This is a genomic window from Superficieibacter electus (assembly GCF_002915575.1).
Classification (GTDB): Bacteria; Pseudomonadota; Gammaproteobacteria; order Enterobacterales; family Enterobacteriaceae; genus Superficieibacter; species Superficieibacter electus.
The window spans coordinates 76,092-94,095 of sequence record NZ_PQGD01000003.1 but is presented as its reverse complement, the minus strand read 5'-3'; the positions used below and the strand labels follow the sequence as shown (position 1 = coordinate 94,095).

General features: G+C 51.5%; 14 protein-coding genes. 5 read left to right on the top strand and 9 right to left on the bottom strand.

The window, feature by feature from the left end:
- Positions 1–55: 55 nt before the first annotated feature.
- On the bottom strand, positions 56–1,648 hold the full coding sequence (gene malX, locus CHU32_RS04330) for a maltose/glucose-specific PTS transporter subunit IIBC (protein ID WP_103674564.1): 1,593 nt from the start codon (positions 1,646–1,648) through the stop codon (positions 56–58).
- Between the two features lie 168 nt (positions 1,649–1,816).
- On the opposite strand from malX, the gene malI reads away from it, so the two are divergent.
- Entirely contained in the window at positions 1,817–2,845 is a 1,029-nt protein-coding gene (malI, locus tag CHU32_RS04325; protein WP_103674563.1) for a Mal regulon transcriptional regulator MalI, read from the top strand.
- A gap of 24 nt (positions 2,846–2,869) precedes the next feature.
- Here malI and CHU32_RS04320 read toward each other — a convergent pair whose 3' ends face one another.
- The gene (locus CHU32_RS04320; protein WP_103674562.1) at positions 2,870–4,480 is read right to left on the bottom strand and encodes a YdgA family protein; all 1,611 of its coding nucleotides are present in this window, start codon (positions 4,478–4,480) and stop codon (positions 2,870–2,872) included.
- 100 nt (positions 4,481–4,580) lie between these two features.
- Positions 4,581–5,759: a mannose-6-phosphate isomerase gene (gene manA / locus CHU32_RS04315; RefSeq protein ID WP_103674561.1), complete on the bottom strand. Its 1,179-nt coding sequence runs from the start codon at positions 5,757–5,759 to the stop codon at positions 4,581–4,583.
- A gap of 198 nt (positions 5,760–5,957) precedes the next feature.
- Here manA and fumA point away from each other — a divergent pair, with 198 nt between their 5' ends.
- Positions 5,958–7,604 (top strand): class I fumarate hydratase FumA, encoded by a 1,647-nt coding sequence (gene fumA, locus CHU32_RS04310; protein ID WP_103674560.1) that lies wholly within the window; start codon positions 5,958–5,960, stop codon positions 7,602–7,604.
- A gap of 164 nt (positions 7,605–7,768) precedes the next feature.
- Positions 7,769–9,172: a class II fumarate hydratase gene (fumC, locus tag CHU32_RS04305; RefSeq protein WP_103674559.1), complete on the top strand. Its 1,404-nt coding sequence runs from the start codon at positions 7,769–7,771 to the stop codon at positions 9,170–9,172.
- Here fumC and tus read toward each other — a convergent pair.
- The 3 genes from tus to rstA all read right to left on the bottom strand — a co-directional run bounded on the left by tus (position 9,159) and on the right by rstA (position 12,211).
- Positions 9,159–10,094, bottom strand: coding sequence for a DNA replication terminus site-binding protein (tus, locus tag CHU32_RS04300; protein ID WP_103750787.1), 936 nt, complete (start codon positions 10,092–10,094; stop codon positions 9,159–9,161). The genes fumC and tus overlap by 14 nt on opposite strands.
- 72 nt (positions 10,095–10,166) lie before the next feature.
- Positions 10,167–11,468, bottom strand: coding sequence for a two-component system sensor histidine kinase RstB (gene rstB / locus CHU32_RS04295; RefSeq protein ID WP_103674557.1), 1,302 nt, complete (start codon positions 11,466–11,468; stop codon positions 10,167–10,169).
- 26 nt (positions 11,469–11,494) lie between these two features.
- Positions 11,495–12,211 carry a two-component system response regulator RstA gene (gene rstA / locus CHU32_RS04290; RefSeq protein WP_103674556.1) on the bottom strand — a complete coding sequence of 239 codons (717 nt, stop codon included), beginning with the start codon at positions 12,209–12,211 and terminating at the stop codon, positions 11,495–11,497.
- 126 nt (positions 12,212–12,337) lie between these two features.
- Between rstA and CHU32_RS04285 the strand changes: the two genes are divergently transcribed.
- Complete coding sequence (locus tag CHU32_RS04285) at positions 12,338–12,673, top strand: GlpM family protein (RefSeq protein ID WP_103674555.1); 336 nt, start codon at positions 12,338–12,340, stop codon at positions 12,671–12,673.
- On the opposite strand, the gene folM is transcribed toward CHU32_RS04285, so the two are convergent.
- From folM to ydgH, 3 genes are all read right to left on the bottom strand, one after another.
- Positions 12,670–13,389 carry a dihydromonapterin reductase gene (gene folM, locus CHU32_RS04280; protein ID WP_103674554.1) on the bottom strand — a complete coding sequence of 240 codons (720 nt, stop codon included), beginning with the start codon at positions 13,387–13,389 and terminating at the stop codon, positions 12,670–12,672. The genes CHU32_RS04285 and folM overlap by 4 nt on opposite strands.
- A gap of 36 nt (positions 13,390–13,425) precedes the next feature.
- Positions 13,426–14,808, bottom strand: coding sequence for an amino acid permease (locus CHU32_RS04275; protein ID WP_103674553.1), 1,383 nt, complete (start codon positions 14,806–14,808; stop codon positions 13,426–13,428).
- A 211-nt stretch (positions 14,809–15,019) separates the two neighbouring features.
- Positions 15,020–15,964, bottom strand: a complete 945-nt coding sequence (gene ydgH, locus CHU32_RS04270; protein WP_103674552.1) for a DUF1471 family protein YdgH — start codon at positions 15,962–15,964, stop codon at positions 15,020–15,022.
- Between the two features lie 508 nt (positions 15,965–16,472).
- Between ydgH and pntA the strand changes: the two genes are divergently transcribed.
- Positions 16,473–18,002 (top strand): Re/Si-specific NAD(P)(+) transhydrogenase subunit alpha, encoded by a 1,530-nt coding sequence (pntA, locus tag CHU32_RS04260; RefSeq protein WP_103674551.1) that lies wholly within the window; start codon positions 16,473–16,475, stop codon positions 18,000–18,002.
- The last annotated feature ends 2 nt before the right edge of the window (positions 18,003–18,004 follow it).

The following is an 18,004-nucleotide window of genomic DNA, read 5'->3' as shown; positions in this document are numbered from 1 at the left end:
ATCTTTATTAGTAAGGCTGATTTTCCCCCTTCAGCATGAAGAGGGAAAGGCTAATTTAGGCCTGAACCGAATTCATCAGGGTTGTCATTTCATCTTTCACCGACTGTACCTGAGGACCTATAACAACCTGCAGGTTATGTTGATTAAGCTGGACCACCCCGATAGCGCGCAAATTCTTTAAGGCCACGCTGTCAACTTTACTCATATCCTCTACCGACAGACGCAGACGAGTAATACAGTTATCCAGCGAAACGATATTTTCTGCTCCCCCCAGCGCCGCCAAAATAGCCGGTACGTTATAACCGGATTTACCGGTTGCGCCTGCAACTGCTTTTTCCAGCGTGCTGGTGGTATCCACTTCACGACCCGGCGTTTTGATGTTAAAGCGTACAATAGCGAAGCGGAAGATAGCGTAGTAGGCCACAAACCAGATGATTGCGACCACCGGAACCATGTACCAGCGCGTCGCCAATCCATGCAACATACCAAATACAACAAAGTCGATGATATTGCCGTCGGTATTGCCAATGGTCACGCCGAGAACCGCCATGAGGGTGAAACCCAGACCGGTTAGCAGGGCGTGAATGACGTACAGTACCGGTGCGACAAACAAAAACAGGAACTCCAGTGGCTCCGTGGTGCCGCCCACTACGCAGGCGACAACGCCTGAGATCAGCAGCCCTTTCACTTTAGGGCGATTTTCAGGACGTGCACAGTGGTACATTGCCAGCGCCGCGCCGGGTAGCCCGCCAAGGAAAGATGGCATTTTCCCCTGCGACAGGAAGCGCGTTGCACTTTCAGCAAATCCCTGCGTTTCAGCACAGCCCAACTGGGCCTGGAAGATCGTCAACGCACCGCTAACGCTATGGCCACAAACATCAAGCGTACCACCCGCTTCGGTAAAGCGGATCAGCGCCACCAGAATATGATGCAGACCAAAGGGTAACAACAGGCGCTCACCGGTACCGAAAATCATCGGACCAAAATCACCTGCACTGTTGATGGCATAACCCAGTGCGTTGATCCCCATGGCAAATACGGGCCAGATTAGCGGAATAGCCAGACCGACCAACCCCAGCACTACTGAGGTAATGATAGGCACAAAGCGTGTGCCGCCAAAGAATGCCAGCGCATCCGGTAAGCGAATCGTATGAAAACGCTCGTGCAGCATCCAGACGATGATGCCGGCAATAACCGCGCCGAGAATCCCCGTATCGATTGACTGAATACCCAAAATATTCTGGACGTTGTTTGCTTTCAGAATAGCCGCATCCGTGGTCGGCAGGATGCCTTTGACGGTCAACCAGAAGTTAACCGCGAGGTTCATCACGGCATATCCTACAAACCCCGCAAAGGCGGCAACACCTTTATTGTCACGTGCCAGCCCCAGCGGGATCGCAATACAGAACATGACGGGTAAAAAGCTAAAAGCGAATGAACCGACTTTGCTCATCCAGCCAAAAATGGCCTGCAAAAACGGTGTGTTTAGCCATGGAAGTAGGGTTGTGACATCATGGCTGCTCAGGGAACTGCCTATTCCCATCATGATCCCGCAGAAAGAAAGTAACGCTACGGGCAGCATAAATGTTTTGCCAAGCTGCTGAAAAAACTCCCACAGCGTTATTTTTGGTGTTGTTTTTGCATTCATTGATGACTCCTTGTCAACGCAACGGTCAATAGTAACGAGGCGGCAAGATAAATCGTTTTACCTAACTTTAGTGAGATTTCTATCACATTCTGAAGCTAATATAGTGTCTTTATAATAAAATGATGGATAAAACGTTTTACCTGTCAGCTAACAGTAACGGATGCGCAGATGACAATGACTAAAAAGATTACAATCAATGATGTTGCGCAGGCAGCAGGAGTATCCGTCAGCACGGTGTCCCTGGTATTAAGCGGTAAGGGACGAATCTCGTCGGCAACCGGTGAGCGCGTTAATCAGGCGATTGAACATTTAGGGTTTGTTCGCAACCGCCAGGCGGCCTCGCTCAGAGGGGGGCACAGCGGCGTGATAGGGCTGATTGTGAGCGATTTGCGCGCACCGTTTTATGCTGAACTGACGGCGGGTATTACCGCAAGGCTCGAATCTCAGGGGCGGATGGTATTTTTAATCCAAAGCGCAGGCGAAGCTGACCGCTTATTACCCCGGCTGGAAATGCTGATTTCTCAGGGGGTGGACGGGGTTATTATTGCCGGCTCACTAGCGCACGGAACGGAACTGCGTCAGGCGGCCGATCGGTCGGGTATTCCTGTCGTTTTTGCCTGTCGCGCCAGTTACCTTGATGAAGTTGATCTTATTCGTCCTGATAATATGCAGGCTGCGCAAATTCTCACGGAACAGCTTATCCAGCGCGGGCATCAGCGTATTGCCTGGCTGGGTGGGCAAAGCGCTTCATTAACGCGTGCGGAGCGGGTCGGCGGTTACTGTGCCACGCTGCTCAAATTTGGTTTGCCTTTTCATAGCGAGTGGGTAGTAGAGTGTGAATCCAGCCAAAAACAGGCGGCAGAGGCGGTAGGGATTTTGCTGCGTCAGAATCCGACCATCAGCGCTATTCTGTGCTATAACAGCGTTGTGGCGATGGGAGCATGGTTTGGTTTGCTACGTGCCGGTAAGCACGGTGATGAGAGTGGCATTGAGCGCTACTTTGAACAACAAGTCGCGCTGGCAGCATTTGCCGATGTGCCGGAAAGGGCGCTGGACGATATTCCCATCAGTTGGGTGATTACCCCGGCAAAGGAGATGGGAGAAAGCCTTGCAGAACGGATTATGCAACGTATTGAAAACAACGCCTGCGAACTGCGCAATCACATTATGTCGCCAAGACTGGTCACTAAAAATTAGCCCCTCTGGCGAGGGGCTATATGACTATTGCTGCGGGGCCGCTGGCGGAACCGGCGTGGCCGGGTCAGCAGGCGTGGCAGGGATCGCCGGCACCGCTGGCGTTGCGGGTTCGGCAGGGGCAGGTGAGATCGCCGGGTTACCAGGCTGCGGCGTCGGAATGCCAAGATCGGGCATACCAAACATGCCAACAAAATCGGTTAGCGGCATTTTTTGCCCATTCAATGTCACCTGACCGTTACTGTATTGCAGGCGGGTGGTGATATTATTGTCTTCCATCGTAGTGATGCGGAACATCTGGCCCATTGCCGCGAGGCCTTTCACCTGCTGGTTAGCCAGCTTCGCAGCTTCCTCATTTTGATAACCTTCAAGACGGGCAATCTGCGTCATAAACTCGGTCGCCATGTCGGTCGGGATCACCAGTTTGGTATCCAGGGATTTCACACTGCGATCCACTTCCTGCTCCAGTGTCTGAGCAGGTTCAGTAGCCTGACCCGGATCTTTGAGGAACAAGGAAAGATTAAAGGTGGTTTCACCCTTGCTGTTCTTCCAGCTCAGGGGGGCGACGGTGATCACCGGTTCTCCTTTAAGCAGAATGGGCAACGCGCCGAAAAACGCTTCAGTCATTTTTTGCTGATACAACTGCGGATTTTGTACCACTTCAGGCTGCGCCATCAGCGCGCGGGACTGAGCATTGTATTGTTGGCTGAACTGATGCCATGCCTGACCATCAATTTGACCGATTTTCACCGTCAGTTTGCCGTTACCCATGTCCTGATTTTGCAGCTTCAAACTATTCAGGGTGTAATCAAGCTGGGAGTCAATCGTTTTACCATCTTTACCCAGCTCGGATTTACCAACGATGTCCATGCCTTCCAGCACCGCCAACTCTTTACCTTCAACCGAAATAGACAGTTTTTCGACACTGAGTTTCTGATTGCCAATACGCTCATCAAACGAGGTCAACTTACTGTCACCCTCAGTTTTTAGCTTATTAAAGGTCATTTGCACGCGCTGGTTGTATTCGTTAACGGCATCAACCATCCCGCTTTCGGCATCGCCGGTAAGGGAGAACACATTACCCTCGCGATCGGCATCCAGCTGGAATTCACCGCCGCTGAAGGCGACTTTTTCACCGTCTTTTTCATAATTTAACGGCTTAAAGCTAATATCTGAATGACTATCACCGGAATAACCAATCCGTGTATTAGCCTCGAAAGGCGTTTCACCTTTCGCAATATCGTAAACAGGTTTAGAGGCTTCATTATTCGCCAGTGTGGTTTTAACTGACGCCATGGAGGGAATCAAATTGAATTTCTTCAACTGAGCCAGCGGGAAGGGACCGTGATCGACGCGTTCGTTAAATACCACGCTTTGACCTGTTTTCAGCCACGGACTGGTAGCGCCGTTCACAGGCTTAATCACCAGATCCAGATGACTGGTGAATACACCGCGCTGATAGTTAGCGTAACTCAATTCAACGTTCGCTTCAGGAGCGGTACGTTTGAGCTGTTCATTAGCCTGTTGAACGACCGTCGCAATTCGATTTTCGAACTGTTTCCCGGTATACCAGGCTCCCGCTGTCCAGATGACGCCCAGCGCAACGATAATACCGGCAGCTACCACAGTTTTTTTCATAGTGTTTATCCCTAAAAGAAAAACGGGCGGAACATCCCGCCCGATAAGCATGCAAGGCTACTCTTAAGCGTAGCAAGACTTCTCAAAAAAGTTCAGTAACTTACTTCAACTGGTTATAAACTCGCGCCAGGCGACCCGTTCCGCTTACTGCCACCGGAGATTCAGCACTGCTGATGAAAGCCGACTCGCCTGGTTTTAACACCAGCTGCTGCTGGTCTTTACGCAGGACCGCTTCGCCCTCAACGCAAAACAGGATCGCCGCGCTCTGCTGGGCGATACGGCTTTCCTGATTCGACAAATCGTGCAGGGAAAAAGCAAAATCCTCCACGGGGATAGGAAAATCAAGTTGCTGGCCATTCTTCACCGGCTGGGTAAGCAACTCGGCTGCCGGTTTAGCCACAAATTTCACATTGGCCACCAGCTCCGGGATATCAATATATTTTGGCGTCAGGCCCGCGCGCAGGACGTTATCTGAATTCGCCATCACCTCAAGCGCGACACCCTGCAGATAGGCATGCGGCGTCTCGGCGAACAGGAACATTGCTTCACCCGGGTTAAGCTTGACCACATTAAGTAGCAACGGCGAAAAAAGGCCGCTGTCATCAGGGTAAAATTCAGAAATCAGGCGGATAGTCTGCCACGGCTCGCCTTGCTGGGTATCCAGCGCGGATTTAAGGATCGCCAGCGCACGGCTTTTTTCTTCTCCCTCCAGTGCCAGCAGGCTGGCAAAAAGCTGCTTCAGCCGCTCTTCGTCGGGTTGTTGCAGGAAATGCGCAATGGCAGTATGTGCGCCAGCGACCGGTTGCAACAAAGAGACAATCTCGGAAAATTCGCGAAAAGCATTCATTGCCAGAAAGGGAGTAAGGGCAAAGACCAGTTCCGGTTTATGGTTGGGATCTTTGTAATTACGTTCAGCGGCATCCAGCGGAATGCCTGCCGCATTTTCTTTGGCAAAACCCGCTTCGGAGGCTTTCTTGTTAGGATGCACCTGGATCGAGAGCGGTTGCGCGGCGCAAAGCACCTTGAACAAAAATGGCAGTTCGCCAAAACGGGCAGCAACGTGTTCGCCAAGAATCGCGGTTTTATCAGCTTCAATCGTCTCACGCAGCGAACATTCATTACCGCTGGCGTCCTGAACTTTTGAGCTGCTCTTCGGATGAGCGCCCATCCACAGCTCTGCCATTGGCAGGTTCTGCGGATTGGCGATACCGTAGAGATCCGTTAACGCAGAATGACTTCCCCAGGCGTAGTTTTGCACTGAGTTGATGAGTTTTTGCATTATCAAGCCCTGTATTTAATGGAGTTAATCCCGGTATTAAACCAATAAACCGACAAGAAGTAACCCTCGGGTCTAAAAAGTCGTATTACTCTCAGTTTTTGTTAAAAAGTTGTGTAGGATAAGCGGACTCGCTTTGAACAGGGCAAATGGAATATCTGCCTTTATACATAACCAGATTGAGTCATCAGTGAGAGCAAAATGTCGAACAAACCCTTCTATTATCAGGAACCTTTCCCACTGGCAAAGGATGACACTGAATATTATCTCCTCAGTAATGATTACGTTTCTCTCGAAGAATTTGCCGGCGAGCAAATCCTGAAAGTCGATCCGCAGGCATTGACGTTGTTAGCACAGCACGCCTTCCACGACGCCTCATTTATGCTGCGTCCTGCGCATCAGCAGCAGGTAGCTAATATTCTCAATGACCCCGATGCCAGCGAAAACGATAAATACGTTGCGCTGCAATTCCTGCGTAACTCTGAAATCGCAGCAAAGGGCATTCTGCCGACCTGCCAGGATACCGGCACCGCCATCATTATGGGTAAAAAAGGCCAGCGCGTATGGACCGGCGGTGGCGATGAGGCGGCACTGGCGCGCGGAGTATATAACACGTATATCGAAGATAACCTGCGCTATTCACAGAATGCGGCGCTGGATATGTATACCGAAGTGAATACCGGGACCAACCTGCCTGCGCAGATTGATCTCTACAGCGTAGACGGCGATGAATATAAATTTCTTTGCATCGCTAAAGGCGGTGGCTCGGCAAATAAAACCTATCTTTACCAGGAAACAAAGGCGCTACTGTCACCCGGGAAGCTGAAAAATTATCTGGTCGACAAAATGCGCACGTTGGGCACGGCGGCCTGTCCGCCTTATCATATCGCTTTTGTGATTGGCGGCACCTCAGCGGAAGCCACGCTGAAAACCGTTAAGCTCGCTTCCACCAAATATTATGACGGGCTGCCGCAGGAAGGTAATGAATGGGGCCAGGCATTCCGCGATGTTCAGCTTGAGCAGGAACTGCTGACCGAAGCGCAGAATCTGGGCCTCGGCGCGCAGTTTGGCGGCAAGTACTTTGCCCACGATATTCGGGTGATCCGCCTGCCGCGCCACGGAGCGTCGTGTCCGGTGGGGATGGGCGTTTCCTGTTCTGCAGACCGTAATATTAAGGCGAAAATTAACCGCCACGGCATCTGGCTGGAGCGTCTGGAAAATAATCCGGCGCGTTATATTCCCGAAGCGCTGCGCGAAGCGGGGGAAGGAGAAGTCGTCCAGGTCGATCTCAATCGTCCGATGAGCGATATTCTGGGGCAACTGTCGCAATACCCGGTTTCCACCCGCCTGTCGCTCACCGGCACCATAATTGTGGGCCGTGATATCGCGCATGCGAAGCTGAAAGAGCGTCTGGATCGCGGTGAAGGATTACCACAATACATTAAAGATCACCCGATTTATTACGCCGGTCCGGCGAAAACTCCGCAGGGTTATGCGTCGGGGTCGCTGGGGCCAACCACCGCCGGGCGTATGGATTCCTATGTTGATCAGCTTCAGGCCAACGGCGGCAGTATGATTATGCTGGCAAAGGGCAACCGTAGCCAGCAGGTGACCGACGCCTGCCATAAACATGGTGGATTTTACCTTGGCAGTATTGGCGGCCCGGCAGCGGTGCTGGCGCAAAGCAGCATTAAAAGCCTGGAATGTGTTGAGTATCCTGAGCTGGGGATGGAAGCCATCTGGAAAATAGAGGTGGAAAATTTCCCGGCGTTTATTCTGGTCGATGATAAAGGGAATGACTTTTTTCAGCAGATTAACAGCGGCCAGTGCGCGCGCTGTGTGAAATAATAACCATAACTTATCGTTTCCCGGCAGTGCATCTGCCGGGAAACACGTTGCGTTTCTTCTTAAGCGCACGAAGCATTAAGTGAATTGCCTAAAATATCTGATACTTCATCTCTGTTGCAGGTGAGCAATGTCGACCCTTCCATCATTTATTCAAGGAGCCAGTCATGACAACGCATCGCAGTGAGAAAGATTCGATGGGGGCTATTGAGGTCCCGGCAGACAAACTGTGGGGAGCCCAGACCCAGCGTTCGCTGGAGCATTTTCGTATTTCCACCGAGAAAATGCCGGTCTCACTGATCCGCGCGCTGGCGTTGACCAAACGCGCTGCCGCCAAAGTAAACCAGGATTTAGGGCTGCTGCCCGCCGAAAAAGCCAATGCCATTATTCGTGCCGCCGATGAAGTGCTGGCCGGTCAACATCCGCAGGAGTTCCCGCTGGCTATCTGGCAAACCGGTTCCGGTACGCAGAGCAACATGAATATGAATGAGGTGCTGGCCAACCGCGCCAGCGAGTTACTGGGTGGCGTCAGAGGGATGGAGCGCAAGGTGCATCCTAATGACGATGTGAATAAAAGCCAAAGCTCCAACGATGTTTTCCCGACCGCCATGCATGTGGCCGCGATTATCGCGCTTAAAGAAGAGCTGATACCGCAACTCAATGTACTGAAAAACACGCTGGCCGCGAAATCAGAAGCCTTCCGCGATATTGTCAAAATTGGTCGTACCCATTTGCAGGATGCCACGCCACTGACTCTCGGGCAGGAAATTTCCGGCTGGGTGGCTATGCTGGAGCATAATCTTCGTCATATTGAACACAGTTTGCCGCATTTGAGCGAACTGGCGCTGGGAGGCACCGCCGTCGGTACCGGGCTGAATACGCATCCTGAATATGCACAGCGTGTAGCGCAGGAGCTGGCGTCGCTCACGGGCCAGGCCTTTATTACCGCGCCCAATAAATTCGAAGCCCTGGCGACCTGCGATGCGCTGGTCCATTCTCACGGCGCGTTAAAAGGGCTGGCGGCGTCGATGATGAAGATCGCTAACGACGTGCGCTGGCTGGCATCTGGCCCCCGTTGCGGGATTGGTGAGCTTTCCATTCCTGAAAACGAACCCGGCTCGTCAATCATGCCAGGCAAAGTTAACCCTACTCAGTGCGAAGCGATGACCATGCTGTGCTGTCAGGTGCTGGGCAACGACGTGGCGATTAACCTGGGCGGCGCATCGGGCAATTTTGAACTGAACGTGTATCGTCCGATGGTGATCCACAACTTTATGCAATCTGTCCGCTTGCTGGCAGACGGTATGGAGAGTTTCAACGAGCATTGCGCCACTGGCATCGAACCTAACCGCGAGCGCATTGCGCGGCTGCTTAACGAGTCGCTAATGCTGGTCACCGCGCTGAATACGCATATTGGCTATGACAAAGCGGCGGAAATTGCGAAAAAAGCCCACAAAGAAGGGCTGACCCTGAAAGAATCTGCCCTCAAGCTTGGCTATCTGAGCGAAGAGGAGTTTGACAACTGGGTGCGCCCACATGAAATGGTAGGCAGTATGCCTAAGACTCGTTAGCCACATACAGGTGCAGTCGGGGAATAATCGGCGTCAACGACTGCGCCTCTGGTTTATAGCGGTGCTGCACGTTTTCTGCATCATAATCCAGTAGTTCACCGATATCCGGCACGCTGACGCCGCCAGTGCCGGAAATAAGCGCGATAATCGGGCTGGGGCAGGCGTGCTGAACCTGTTTTTGCTGGCCCGGATACCATACCCGGGCAATGGGCTGCACTTTCACCGGCCGTTTAATTTTGAGTTTTGCCCGTTCCGGCAGCGCGGCCACATCCTGGTGTTCACGCTCAAGCCGGGCCTGCCACTGCTCGCGGGTCCAGGGCGCAACGGCGCGCGGTGACTTGAGACTCTTCTCCAGTTGCGCCAGCACCTCATCACGGGTCAAATTTTTAATAATATGTTTATTCGCCCAGCCAAAGCGCAGGGTGCCCGGGTCGTTGAGCAGCGTTACGGTACGGTAGGCATTGAGCGTAATCAGCCCCGGTAGATAGCGGTGAACCCATTCGAAGCGCGCCGTCGTTGGCAAACCGGATTCAACGGTAACAATATTTTCAAACGTCATTTTTAACGTATTGATATGAGCGACGCGATCCTCAATTATTTTCTGTTGTGGCGGGGTGACCTGAAAGCAGATAACGCCGGGTAAACGAACCGCCGCTTTACTACTACGTGCCTCAGACTGCTGCTGGATAAACAAATGCCCAAAGTGGCCGAGTGCCTGTGCCAGGGCCGCTTTACCCACATGCTGGATCACCCGAATACGGGTGAGCGGTGAATGCTCATCCTCTTTTTTTACTTCCGGTAATTCAAAAACGCGGCCCGCCAGCAGTCGGCAATTTTGCAGATCGTCGCGAAGCGCGGCCAGTTCATGCTCCAGCTCGCGAAAGGTAGAGGTTAATCGCTCAACAATATCATAACTGGCCATCGGGTTTTCCATTAGTTACAACATACTCTATAACGCCTACTGTACGCATACTGAGACTTCAGTGCAACTTTTTCAGGCAGGAACGGGAAGGGCGATGTTATGCCACAAGGGCCAGCTAAAGCGGAAACGTGCGCCGCCCGTTGGGCTGGATTCGCAGGCTACTTCACCAGCCATAGCGTGGGCAATGGACGAGACAATAGCCAGCCCCAGGCCACAGCCGCCGGTAGCGCGATCCCGGCTGGGATCGAGGCGCACAAAGGGTTCAAAGACGCGCAGACGCTCGGTCTCGGCGATGCCGCAACCGTCATCATCCACCGTCAGGCAGGCCCGGTTACCGGTCCGCTCCAGACTTATGGTGACCTGCTGTTGGCTGTAACGCAGGGCATTATTAAGTAAATTATCCAGTACCCGTTCCATAAGGCGCATATCCAGCGCACCGTAGTCTCCGGGAATGATTGTTGCGGCAACAATTTTTCGCTGCGGATTAACGGATTGTACATCCTCAATATGGGCAGCAACCCAGGCTGGTAAATCCGGTGTTGTCAGGGTTAACGCATTTTGTGGTCGATCGAGGCGGGCGTAGGTTAGTAGCTCCTCAATGAGCGCTTCAAGCTGTCCAATATCGCGGTTCAGCGCCCGTAATTCGTCGGGTGTAAGTCCTTCACTCATTTCAAGGCGATAACGCAGGCGCACCAGCGGGGTACGCAGTTCATGGGCTATTCCATCAATCAGCTGCTTTTTGCTGGCTATCAACGCATTGATGTTATCTGCCATCTGATTGAACGCCACGCCAAGACGCTCAAAGCTGGACATGCTGTCAAAATGGATACGCTCAGCTAAATGTCCTGCGCCAAAGCGCTGCGCTGCCGATTCAAGGCGAAGCATATCCTGCCAGTGTGGTCGCATCCAGATGAATACCGGGAATGCCAGCGAGATGCCAATAAACGCCATTAATGCGACGTCAAGCAGCCGCATCTGATGCATAAAATAGAGATACGGCACAGGGCCAACCGCCAGGACGTAATGACTACGCGGAATACGCTGAACGAAAGTATACTGGTCGTCCAGCGCCACAATATCCCCGGCGCGCAGATGCTGCATATCGCCAGCATCAAGTGTAAATTTCGCCAGTGGCTCAATGCGCAAATCGAAAGACAAATTAAGATCCAACTGCTTGAGGGTTTTATTCCACGCATGAGGGGGGATTTCTCGCAGTTCGCTACGCATAAGATAGAGCGAACTTTTCATCAAGTCATCAAGCGACTGGCGTCCTGCGCGCTCGGCGGTAAATTTATAAACCAGCCCGACCAGCATTGTCATCACCAGAAAACAGACAAAAAGCAGGAGGTAAAACTGCACAAACAGTTTCTTCATAACATTACTCTATGCGTGTCTAAACGTTAATTATCCCAGGCATGCGGGGCAAATAAATAGCCTTTATTGCGCACGGTTTTAATGCGATAGGGTTCGGTCGCACTATCCTGCAATTTCTTACGCAGGCGAGAGATGGCAACGTCAACACTGCGATCCATGCCGTCATAGCTAACGCCGCGCAGGTTTTTCAGCAATGCATCACGATCCATAATTTGCCCGGCATGAGTGGCTAACTCCCACAGGAGATCAAAATCAGCCGTAGAAAGGACGATATTATCACTGCCTAATAATATTTGGCGGTTTATCGGGTCTATGGTCAGCGTGCCAAAACGCATAGTTTTATGCGGGGTCAGGGCGGTGGTGACCGGCTTTGACGACGTGGTAATGTGCTGGCGAAGGTGTAAACGCAACCGGGCCAGAAGCACGGCGGGAGGTGTTGTTTTTAGAATATAATCGTTAGCGCCGAGCTCAAGAGAAAGGATATGGTTCATATCGCTATCAAGCGAGGTCAAAAGGACAATTGGGCCCTGCCACTGGCTGCGTAAATCACGACATATCGTCATCCCATCCTTTCCCGGAAGCATAATATCCAGCAACACGAGATCGGGCGCTTCGCGAAGAATTATCTCTTCAGCGCGATCGCCACGCGTTTCAATGATGACCTCAAAATCATGTTTCCCGAGCCAGGCGGCAATGAGCGCGCCAACTTCAGGATCGTCTTCGACAAAAACAATTTTATTCATGCGATTGATACACTACCAAAAAAGCTAACATACACCCCCGGGACAAAAGCTTCCATTAATCGTTCATAAACAGAGTGACTTCCGTTATGCTGCGCTAATTGTTATCTATCTGTTAAAGGCAAAGGAATGGGACTCTTGATCAAAGCGATGCTGGGTGCGCTGGTAGTGGTTCTTATTGGATTATTAGCCAAAACAAAAAATTACTACATCGCTGGATTGGTCCCACTATTTCCAACTTTCGCACTCATTGCACATTATATTGTCGCAAATGAGCGGGGGACTGAAGCATTACGTACCACCATTGTTTTTGGTATGTGGTCTATCATCCCTTATTTCCTCTATTTGCTGACTTTATGGTTCTTCACTGGTGTTATGCGCCTTCCGCTGGCGCTGGGTTGGGCAGTACTGTGCTGGAGCCTGAGCGCCTGGTTGTTGATATTGGTCTGGAGTCGTTTTCACTAACGTAGCGGTCGCCCACCATCAACGGCGAAGCTCCGCCCGGTCACGTAGCAACTGACGAGCAGATAATTAACCAGATCGATAATTTCTTTCTCACCAGGCGCAATTTTCATTAATGATTTGTTCAACACCTGCTGACGATAATCCGCATCGTCCTGTTCATTAAACAGGATCAATGAAGGCGCGATGGCATTAACTTTCACCTCAGGTGCCAGCTTGCGGGCAAAGGAACGGGTCATATTGTCCAGCGCCGCTTTACTGGCAGCATACGCGATGTGCTTGTCGCTGCCACGCTCAACCACGTAATCGGTAAAATGGATAATATCGCTGGCGGCATGACCGCGTCTGCGCAACAAATCTTCCAGCGCATGATTGAGCAAATAGGGAGCATGAACGTGAACATGCAGCATGGCGGAGAGCACGTCAGATAAGGAGGTACCGGATTTTTCCGCCGCCCATGTGCTGGCATTATGGATGATGGCCCGCAGAGATGACGTCTGTTTTTTCACGTCTTCGGCAAATGCCAGAATGCCTTCATCGTGGCAAAAGTCAGCCTGGATACAAATAGCACCGGCTTTTTCCAGACCATCAATGGCGGCGTAGCGGGTGCGATAGCTGACGATAACCGGCTGAAAATGATTCAGGAAGTGATGTGCCAGAGCGAGGCCAATACGCCGGCCTCCACCGGTGATCAAGATCGGATGTGGCTGGCTTCCCATCGTTATCTCCTTAAGCGATTAGCGATGGGGCGCGGCTTACCCCATCAATATCCAGGTTGCTGGAACGGCGGCAACCAGTAAGAAAACTATCAAGGCCTGTTCGCCTGCTCTTAATTTACTGTCATGGTGATGCGTACGGCGTGCGTAGATAAACACCATCAGCCCCGGCGCATACAATATGACTGATAGCAGTAAATGCAGAGGACCGGAGGCATACAATAACCATAAACCATAAATACAGGCTCCGATACCTACGGCACGTTGAAGAGGCCGGATGGCAACTTTCACCAGAAATGCCCCTACCAGGAAATAAGGAACCAGGATCATCTCTGAGGCAATATTCAGTAGCGTGTTGTAATCTGAATGCGTCAGCCAGATAAGCAGCAGACACACCTGCACGCTGATATTCGTTAGCCACAATGAAGCTGCCGGGGCATTATTTTTGTTCTGTCTGGCAAACATGCGCGGGAATGCTTTATACGTTGCTGCTACCAGCGGAACTTCGGCAGCCATAATGGTCCAGCTGAGATAAGCACCGCACACGGAAATAATTAAACCTGTCGCAATGATCACCTCTCCCCATGAGCCCATCATCCTGACCATCAGACCGGCCATTGACGGATTGCGCATTTCTGCCAGTTCGGGGCGCGGAATAACACCCAGAGAAAGCAGGGTGACCAGCAAATAAACGGCCAGTGCGGATAGCACTGCCAGTAATGTGGCCCGCCCGACATCACGCTTATTTTGCGCCCGTGCCGACACAACCACTGCGCCTTCTACCCCGATAAATACCCATAACGTGATCAACATCGTACCTTTGACCTGCTCCCAGACCGGCATCGCTAACTCCACGCCGCGGAAATCGAGCGTGAAGATATCAAGACTAAACGCCATACCGGCCAGCACGATGAACAACCCCAGCGGCAAGAGTTTTGCAAGAGTGGCAACCAGGTTAATCCCCGCCGCGGTTTGTACACCGCGCAGGACCAGCGCATGCACGATCCACAGCAGAATGGAGGAGCCGGTAATGGCTTGCCAGGTATTGCCATCACCAAAGAAACGCAGTTCGGGTGAGTCGGTAAAAAAACTGAGCGCGGAGAAAACAATGACCAGATATGAAACATTAGCAATGACCGCGCACAGCCAGTAACCCCAGGCGGAGCAAAACCCGATTAGCTCACCAAAACCCTCGCGCGCATAGGTAAATATGCCACCATCAAGTTCGGGACGCAGGCGGGTTAATAGCAGCATGGCAAAGGCCAGTAGCAGGATGCCAACGCCGGTAATCGCCCAGCCGATCATCAACGCCATCGGGCTTGCGACCTGTGCCATATTCTGCGGCAGGCTGAAAACTCCCGCCCCTAACATAGAGCTCAACACAAGTGCAGTTAATGCACTAAGACCAAGTTTCTTTTCCATGGCTATCCTGTGGCAAAAAAGGTGCGCTGACGAATATTTATCTTAATAAAGCGCATAAAGATGGTTGATCGCTCTGAGGCGCGGGATTGTACGAAGTGTGTTACTGAGATGCAATAATGAAAGACGGGAATAGAGAGAATAGTGTCAAAAATAGGTTGTGGAACAGGATCACTCTGAAACCCGACTCAGGAGCCGGGTTTAGAGAAAAGGCTTACTTAAAGAGATCGGCACTGATAGTGACATTACCGCCGCGTTCCTGCCACTGGCGAGTAATATGGTAGTATTTAGCGCCTTTTTTGGCGGCGCGTTTGGCTACCTGATAAGATACTTCGGTCATATTTCCGTAATTGCCGGTAAATTTGACACTGTCAAAAGGCACCATTTGGGCAGCAGTGATTTTATTGACCTCTTCGATTTTTGTGCCGTCAGGTAAGGTGACGGTGTAACGTCCACCTTTAGATGATTGCGTTTCGAAGAAACGGCCTATCTCTGCACTTGGCGCAGCGCTGGTTGCAACGCCTGGAATCTCGACTTTTTTCGCTTCTTCCCCACCTTTAGCCAGTGCGGCGCGTCCAGCCTCAGAATCAGCCGGGATCGCATCAGGGCTTTGCAGCACGCGTTTTTTTGCATCAGCTTTATACACGAACGCCGTGATGCGCTGGTTGCCGCCCTGATTCGCATCAACCTGGCGAACAATATAGAAAGAGGCAGCCCCTTTTTGTTTAGCGGCTTTGGTAATCGCGTCATTCACTTCCGGCTGACTGCGGAAAAAACCCTGAATAGTTACAGTGTCAAATGGCTCAAGCGCGACAGCCTGATCTTTCGGTAATTCCATGACCCCGTTAATCACGCGATTTTGCGGCTTATCCGCCTGCGGCGCATTTTCTTTATAGACATCTGCGATTACGCGCCAGTTGCCGCTGTTATTAGCATCAGACGTATCCTGAATGTAGAAAGACGCTGCGCCCATTTTATCTGCACGCCGGGATACGGCACTAACCGCATCGCCGATGGCATTGAAGCGACCAGTGACCACTATGCGGTCATAGGGCTTCAGCGCTGCTGCCTGCTCCGGCGTTAATTCTGTTGCTGCCTGTGCCGAAAGCGCGCTGGCAGACAGGAGTGCGGATGCCAGGAGTGTGTTCTTAAGCTTCATAAAAAAGAGTCCTTCGCCTTGCGCAAACCAGTAACTGGTATCGTTGTTGACTAAAATTCTGCTGATTATTGCATTTAAACGGCGTAATTGTCTGCGTGATTTTTCACCCCCGCTTATTCTTGCGCTCATCAGGCAATGACATCTTGCACTATGATGCCAAAACGGGCGCTTGACCGTTAAAACTGGTAATGAATATGACTTTTATAAGTTAACGCAATGTTAAATCTATTTTTTTGCAGCCCATGATCATTATTTTTAGACCACTTCAGTGAGCTGATTATCAGTCATGCTAATGATTTACCGGTGAAAAACGTGGCCTGTTGCGATCAATCAGGGTGTTTACGCAATAAATTCGCAAATAGTTTTTTCTTGCGGTGGATCACAGCCGTTATTTTCAGTAGGTTATAGAAAGTTTGTTACTGTTTTATTTTTCAGAAGCGATGAGTCACGTTGACATTGCTTCTGACGATATAACAACCATCTTCAAAAATCGATGGAAGGGAAAACTATGCGTATTGGGGTACCAAAAGAGCGGTGGGCCGGTGAAACGCGAGTTGCAGCAACGCCAAAAACGGTTGAGCAGTTGCTAAAGCTTGGTTTTACCGTCGCAATTGAGAGCGGCGCGGGCAAACTTGCCAGCTTTGATGATGAATCATTCACCCAGATAGGGGCTGAGATTGTTGATGAGAACAACGTCTGGCAATCAGATATCATTCTTAAAGTAAATGCACCTGCAGATACGGAGATCGCATTACTGAATCCGGGCACGACGCTTATCAGCTTTATCTGGCCTGCACAGAATGCGGCACTGATGGAGAAACTGGCAGCGCGCAATGTGACGGTAATGTCGATGGACGCGGTGCCGCGTATTTCGCGCGCGCAGTCGCTTGACGCGCTAAGTTCAATGGCGAATATCGCTGGCTATCGCGCCATTGTCGAAGCAGCACATGAATTTGGTCGTTTCTTTACCGGGCAAATCACGGCTGCAGGTAAAGTTCCGCCTGCTAAAGTCATGGTGATTGGCGCGGGCGTCGCGGGCCTGGCGGCCATCGGTGCGGCTAATAGTCTTGGCGCTATTGTTCGTGCCTTCGACACCCGTCCGGAAGTAAAGGAACAGGTCCAGAGTATGGGGGCTGAGTTTCTTGAGCTGGATTTTAAAGAAGAGGCGGGCAGCGGCGATGGCTATGCTAAGGTAATGTCCGAGGCGTTTATTAAAGCGGAAATGGAATTATTCGCTGCGCAGGCGAAGGACGTTGATATTATTGTCACGACCGCGCTGATCCCGGGCAAACCCGCACCTAAGCTCATCACCCGCGAGATGGTCGATTCCATGACCTCCGGTAGCGTCGTGGTCGATCTGGCCGCGCAAAACGGCGGCAACTGTGAATATACTGTTGCCAATGAAGTGGTTACCACCGCAAACGGCGTTAAAATCATTGGCTATACAGACTTGCCGGGGCGTCTACCCACCCAGTCCTCGCAGCTTTATGGCACCAACCTCGTTAACTTGCTGAAACTGCTGTGCAAAGAGAAAGATGGCAACATTACCGTGGATTTCGAGGACGTTGTCATACGTGGCGTGACCGTTATTCGTGATGGCGAAGTCACCTGGCCTGCGCCGCCGATTCAGGTTTCCGCTCAACCGCAGGCCGCGCCGAAAGCGCCTCCAGCGCCTAAAGAACCCGAAAAACCGGCCTCACCATTGCGTAAGTATGTGCTGATGGCGCTGGCGATCATTCTCTTTGGCTGGCTTGCTGATGTAGCACCTAAAGAGTTTCTCGGCCACTTTACTGTGTTCGCGCTTGCCTGTGTGGTCGGTTATTACGTGGTATGGAATGTGTCGCATGCATTACATACGCCACTGATGTCGGTCACGAATGCCATCTCAGGCATTATTGTTGTGGGTGCGCTATTGCAAATCGGGCACGGCGGGTGGGTAAGCTTCTTCAGCTTCATCGCCGTATTAATTGCCAGTATTAACATTTTCGGTGGCTTCACCGTGACTCAGCGTATGCTGAAAATGTTCCGGAAGAACTAAGG

Bases quoted from the DNA above. Each gene is read 5' to 3' on its own strand.
- malX (WP_103674564.1), bottom strand. From the start codon at position 1,648: ATGAATGCAAAAACAACACCAAAAATAACGCTGTGGGAGTTTTTTCAG.
- malI (WP_103674563.1), top strand. From the start codon at position 1,817: ATGACAATGACTAAAAAGATTACAATCAATGATGTTGCGCAGGCAGCA.
- CHU32_RS04320 (WP_103674562.1), bottom strand. From the start codon at position 4,480: ATGAAAAAAACTGTGGTAGCTGCCGGTATTATCGTTGCGCTGGGCGTC.
- manA (WP_103674561.1), bottom strand. From the start codon at position 5,759: ATGCAAAAACTCATCAACTCAGTGCAAAACTACGCCTGGGGAAGTCAT.
- fumA (WP_103674560.1), top strand. From the start codon at position 5,958: ATGTCGAACAAACCCTTCTATTATCAGGAACCTTTCCCACTGGCAAAG.
- fumC (WP_103674559.1), top strand. From the start codon at position 7,769: ATGACAACGCATCGCAGTGAGAAAGATTCGATGGGGGCTATTGAGGTC.
- tus (WP_103750787.1), bottom strand. From the start codon at position 10,094: ATGGCCAGTTATGATATTGTTGAGCGATTAACCTCTACCTTTCGCGAG.
- rstB (WP_103674557.1), bottom strand. From the start codon at position 11,468: ATGAAGAAACTGTTTGTGCAGTTTTACCTCCTGCTTTTTGTCTGTTTT.
- rstA (WP_103674556.1), bottom strand. From the start codon at position 12,211: ATGAATAAAATTGTTTTTGTCGAAGACGATCCTGAAGTTGGCGCGCTC.
- CHU32_RS04285 (WP_103674555.1), top strand. From the start codon at position 12,338: ATGGGACTCTTGATCAAAGCGATGCTGGGTGCGCTGGTAGTGGTTCTT.
- folM (WP_103674554.1), bottom strand. From the start codon at position 13,389: ATGGGAAGCCAGCCACATCCGATCTTGATCACCGGTGGAGGCCGGCGT.
- CHU32_RS04275 (WP_103674553.1), bottom strand. From the start codon at position 14,808: ATGGAAAAGAAACTTGGTCTTAGTGCATTAACTGCACTTGTGTTGAGC.
- ydgH (WP_103674552.1), bottom strand. From the start codon at position 15,964: ATGAAGCTTAAGAACACACTCCTGGCATCCGCACTCCTGTCTGCCAGC.
- pntA (WP_103674551.1), top strand. From the start codon at position 16,473: ATGCGTATTGGGGTACCAAAAGAGCGGTGGGCCGGTGAAACGCGAGTT.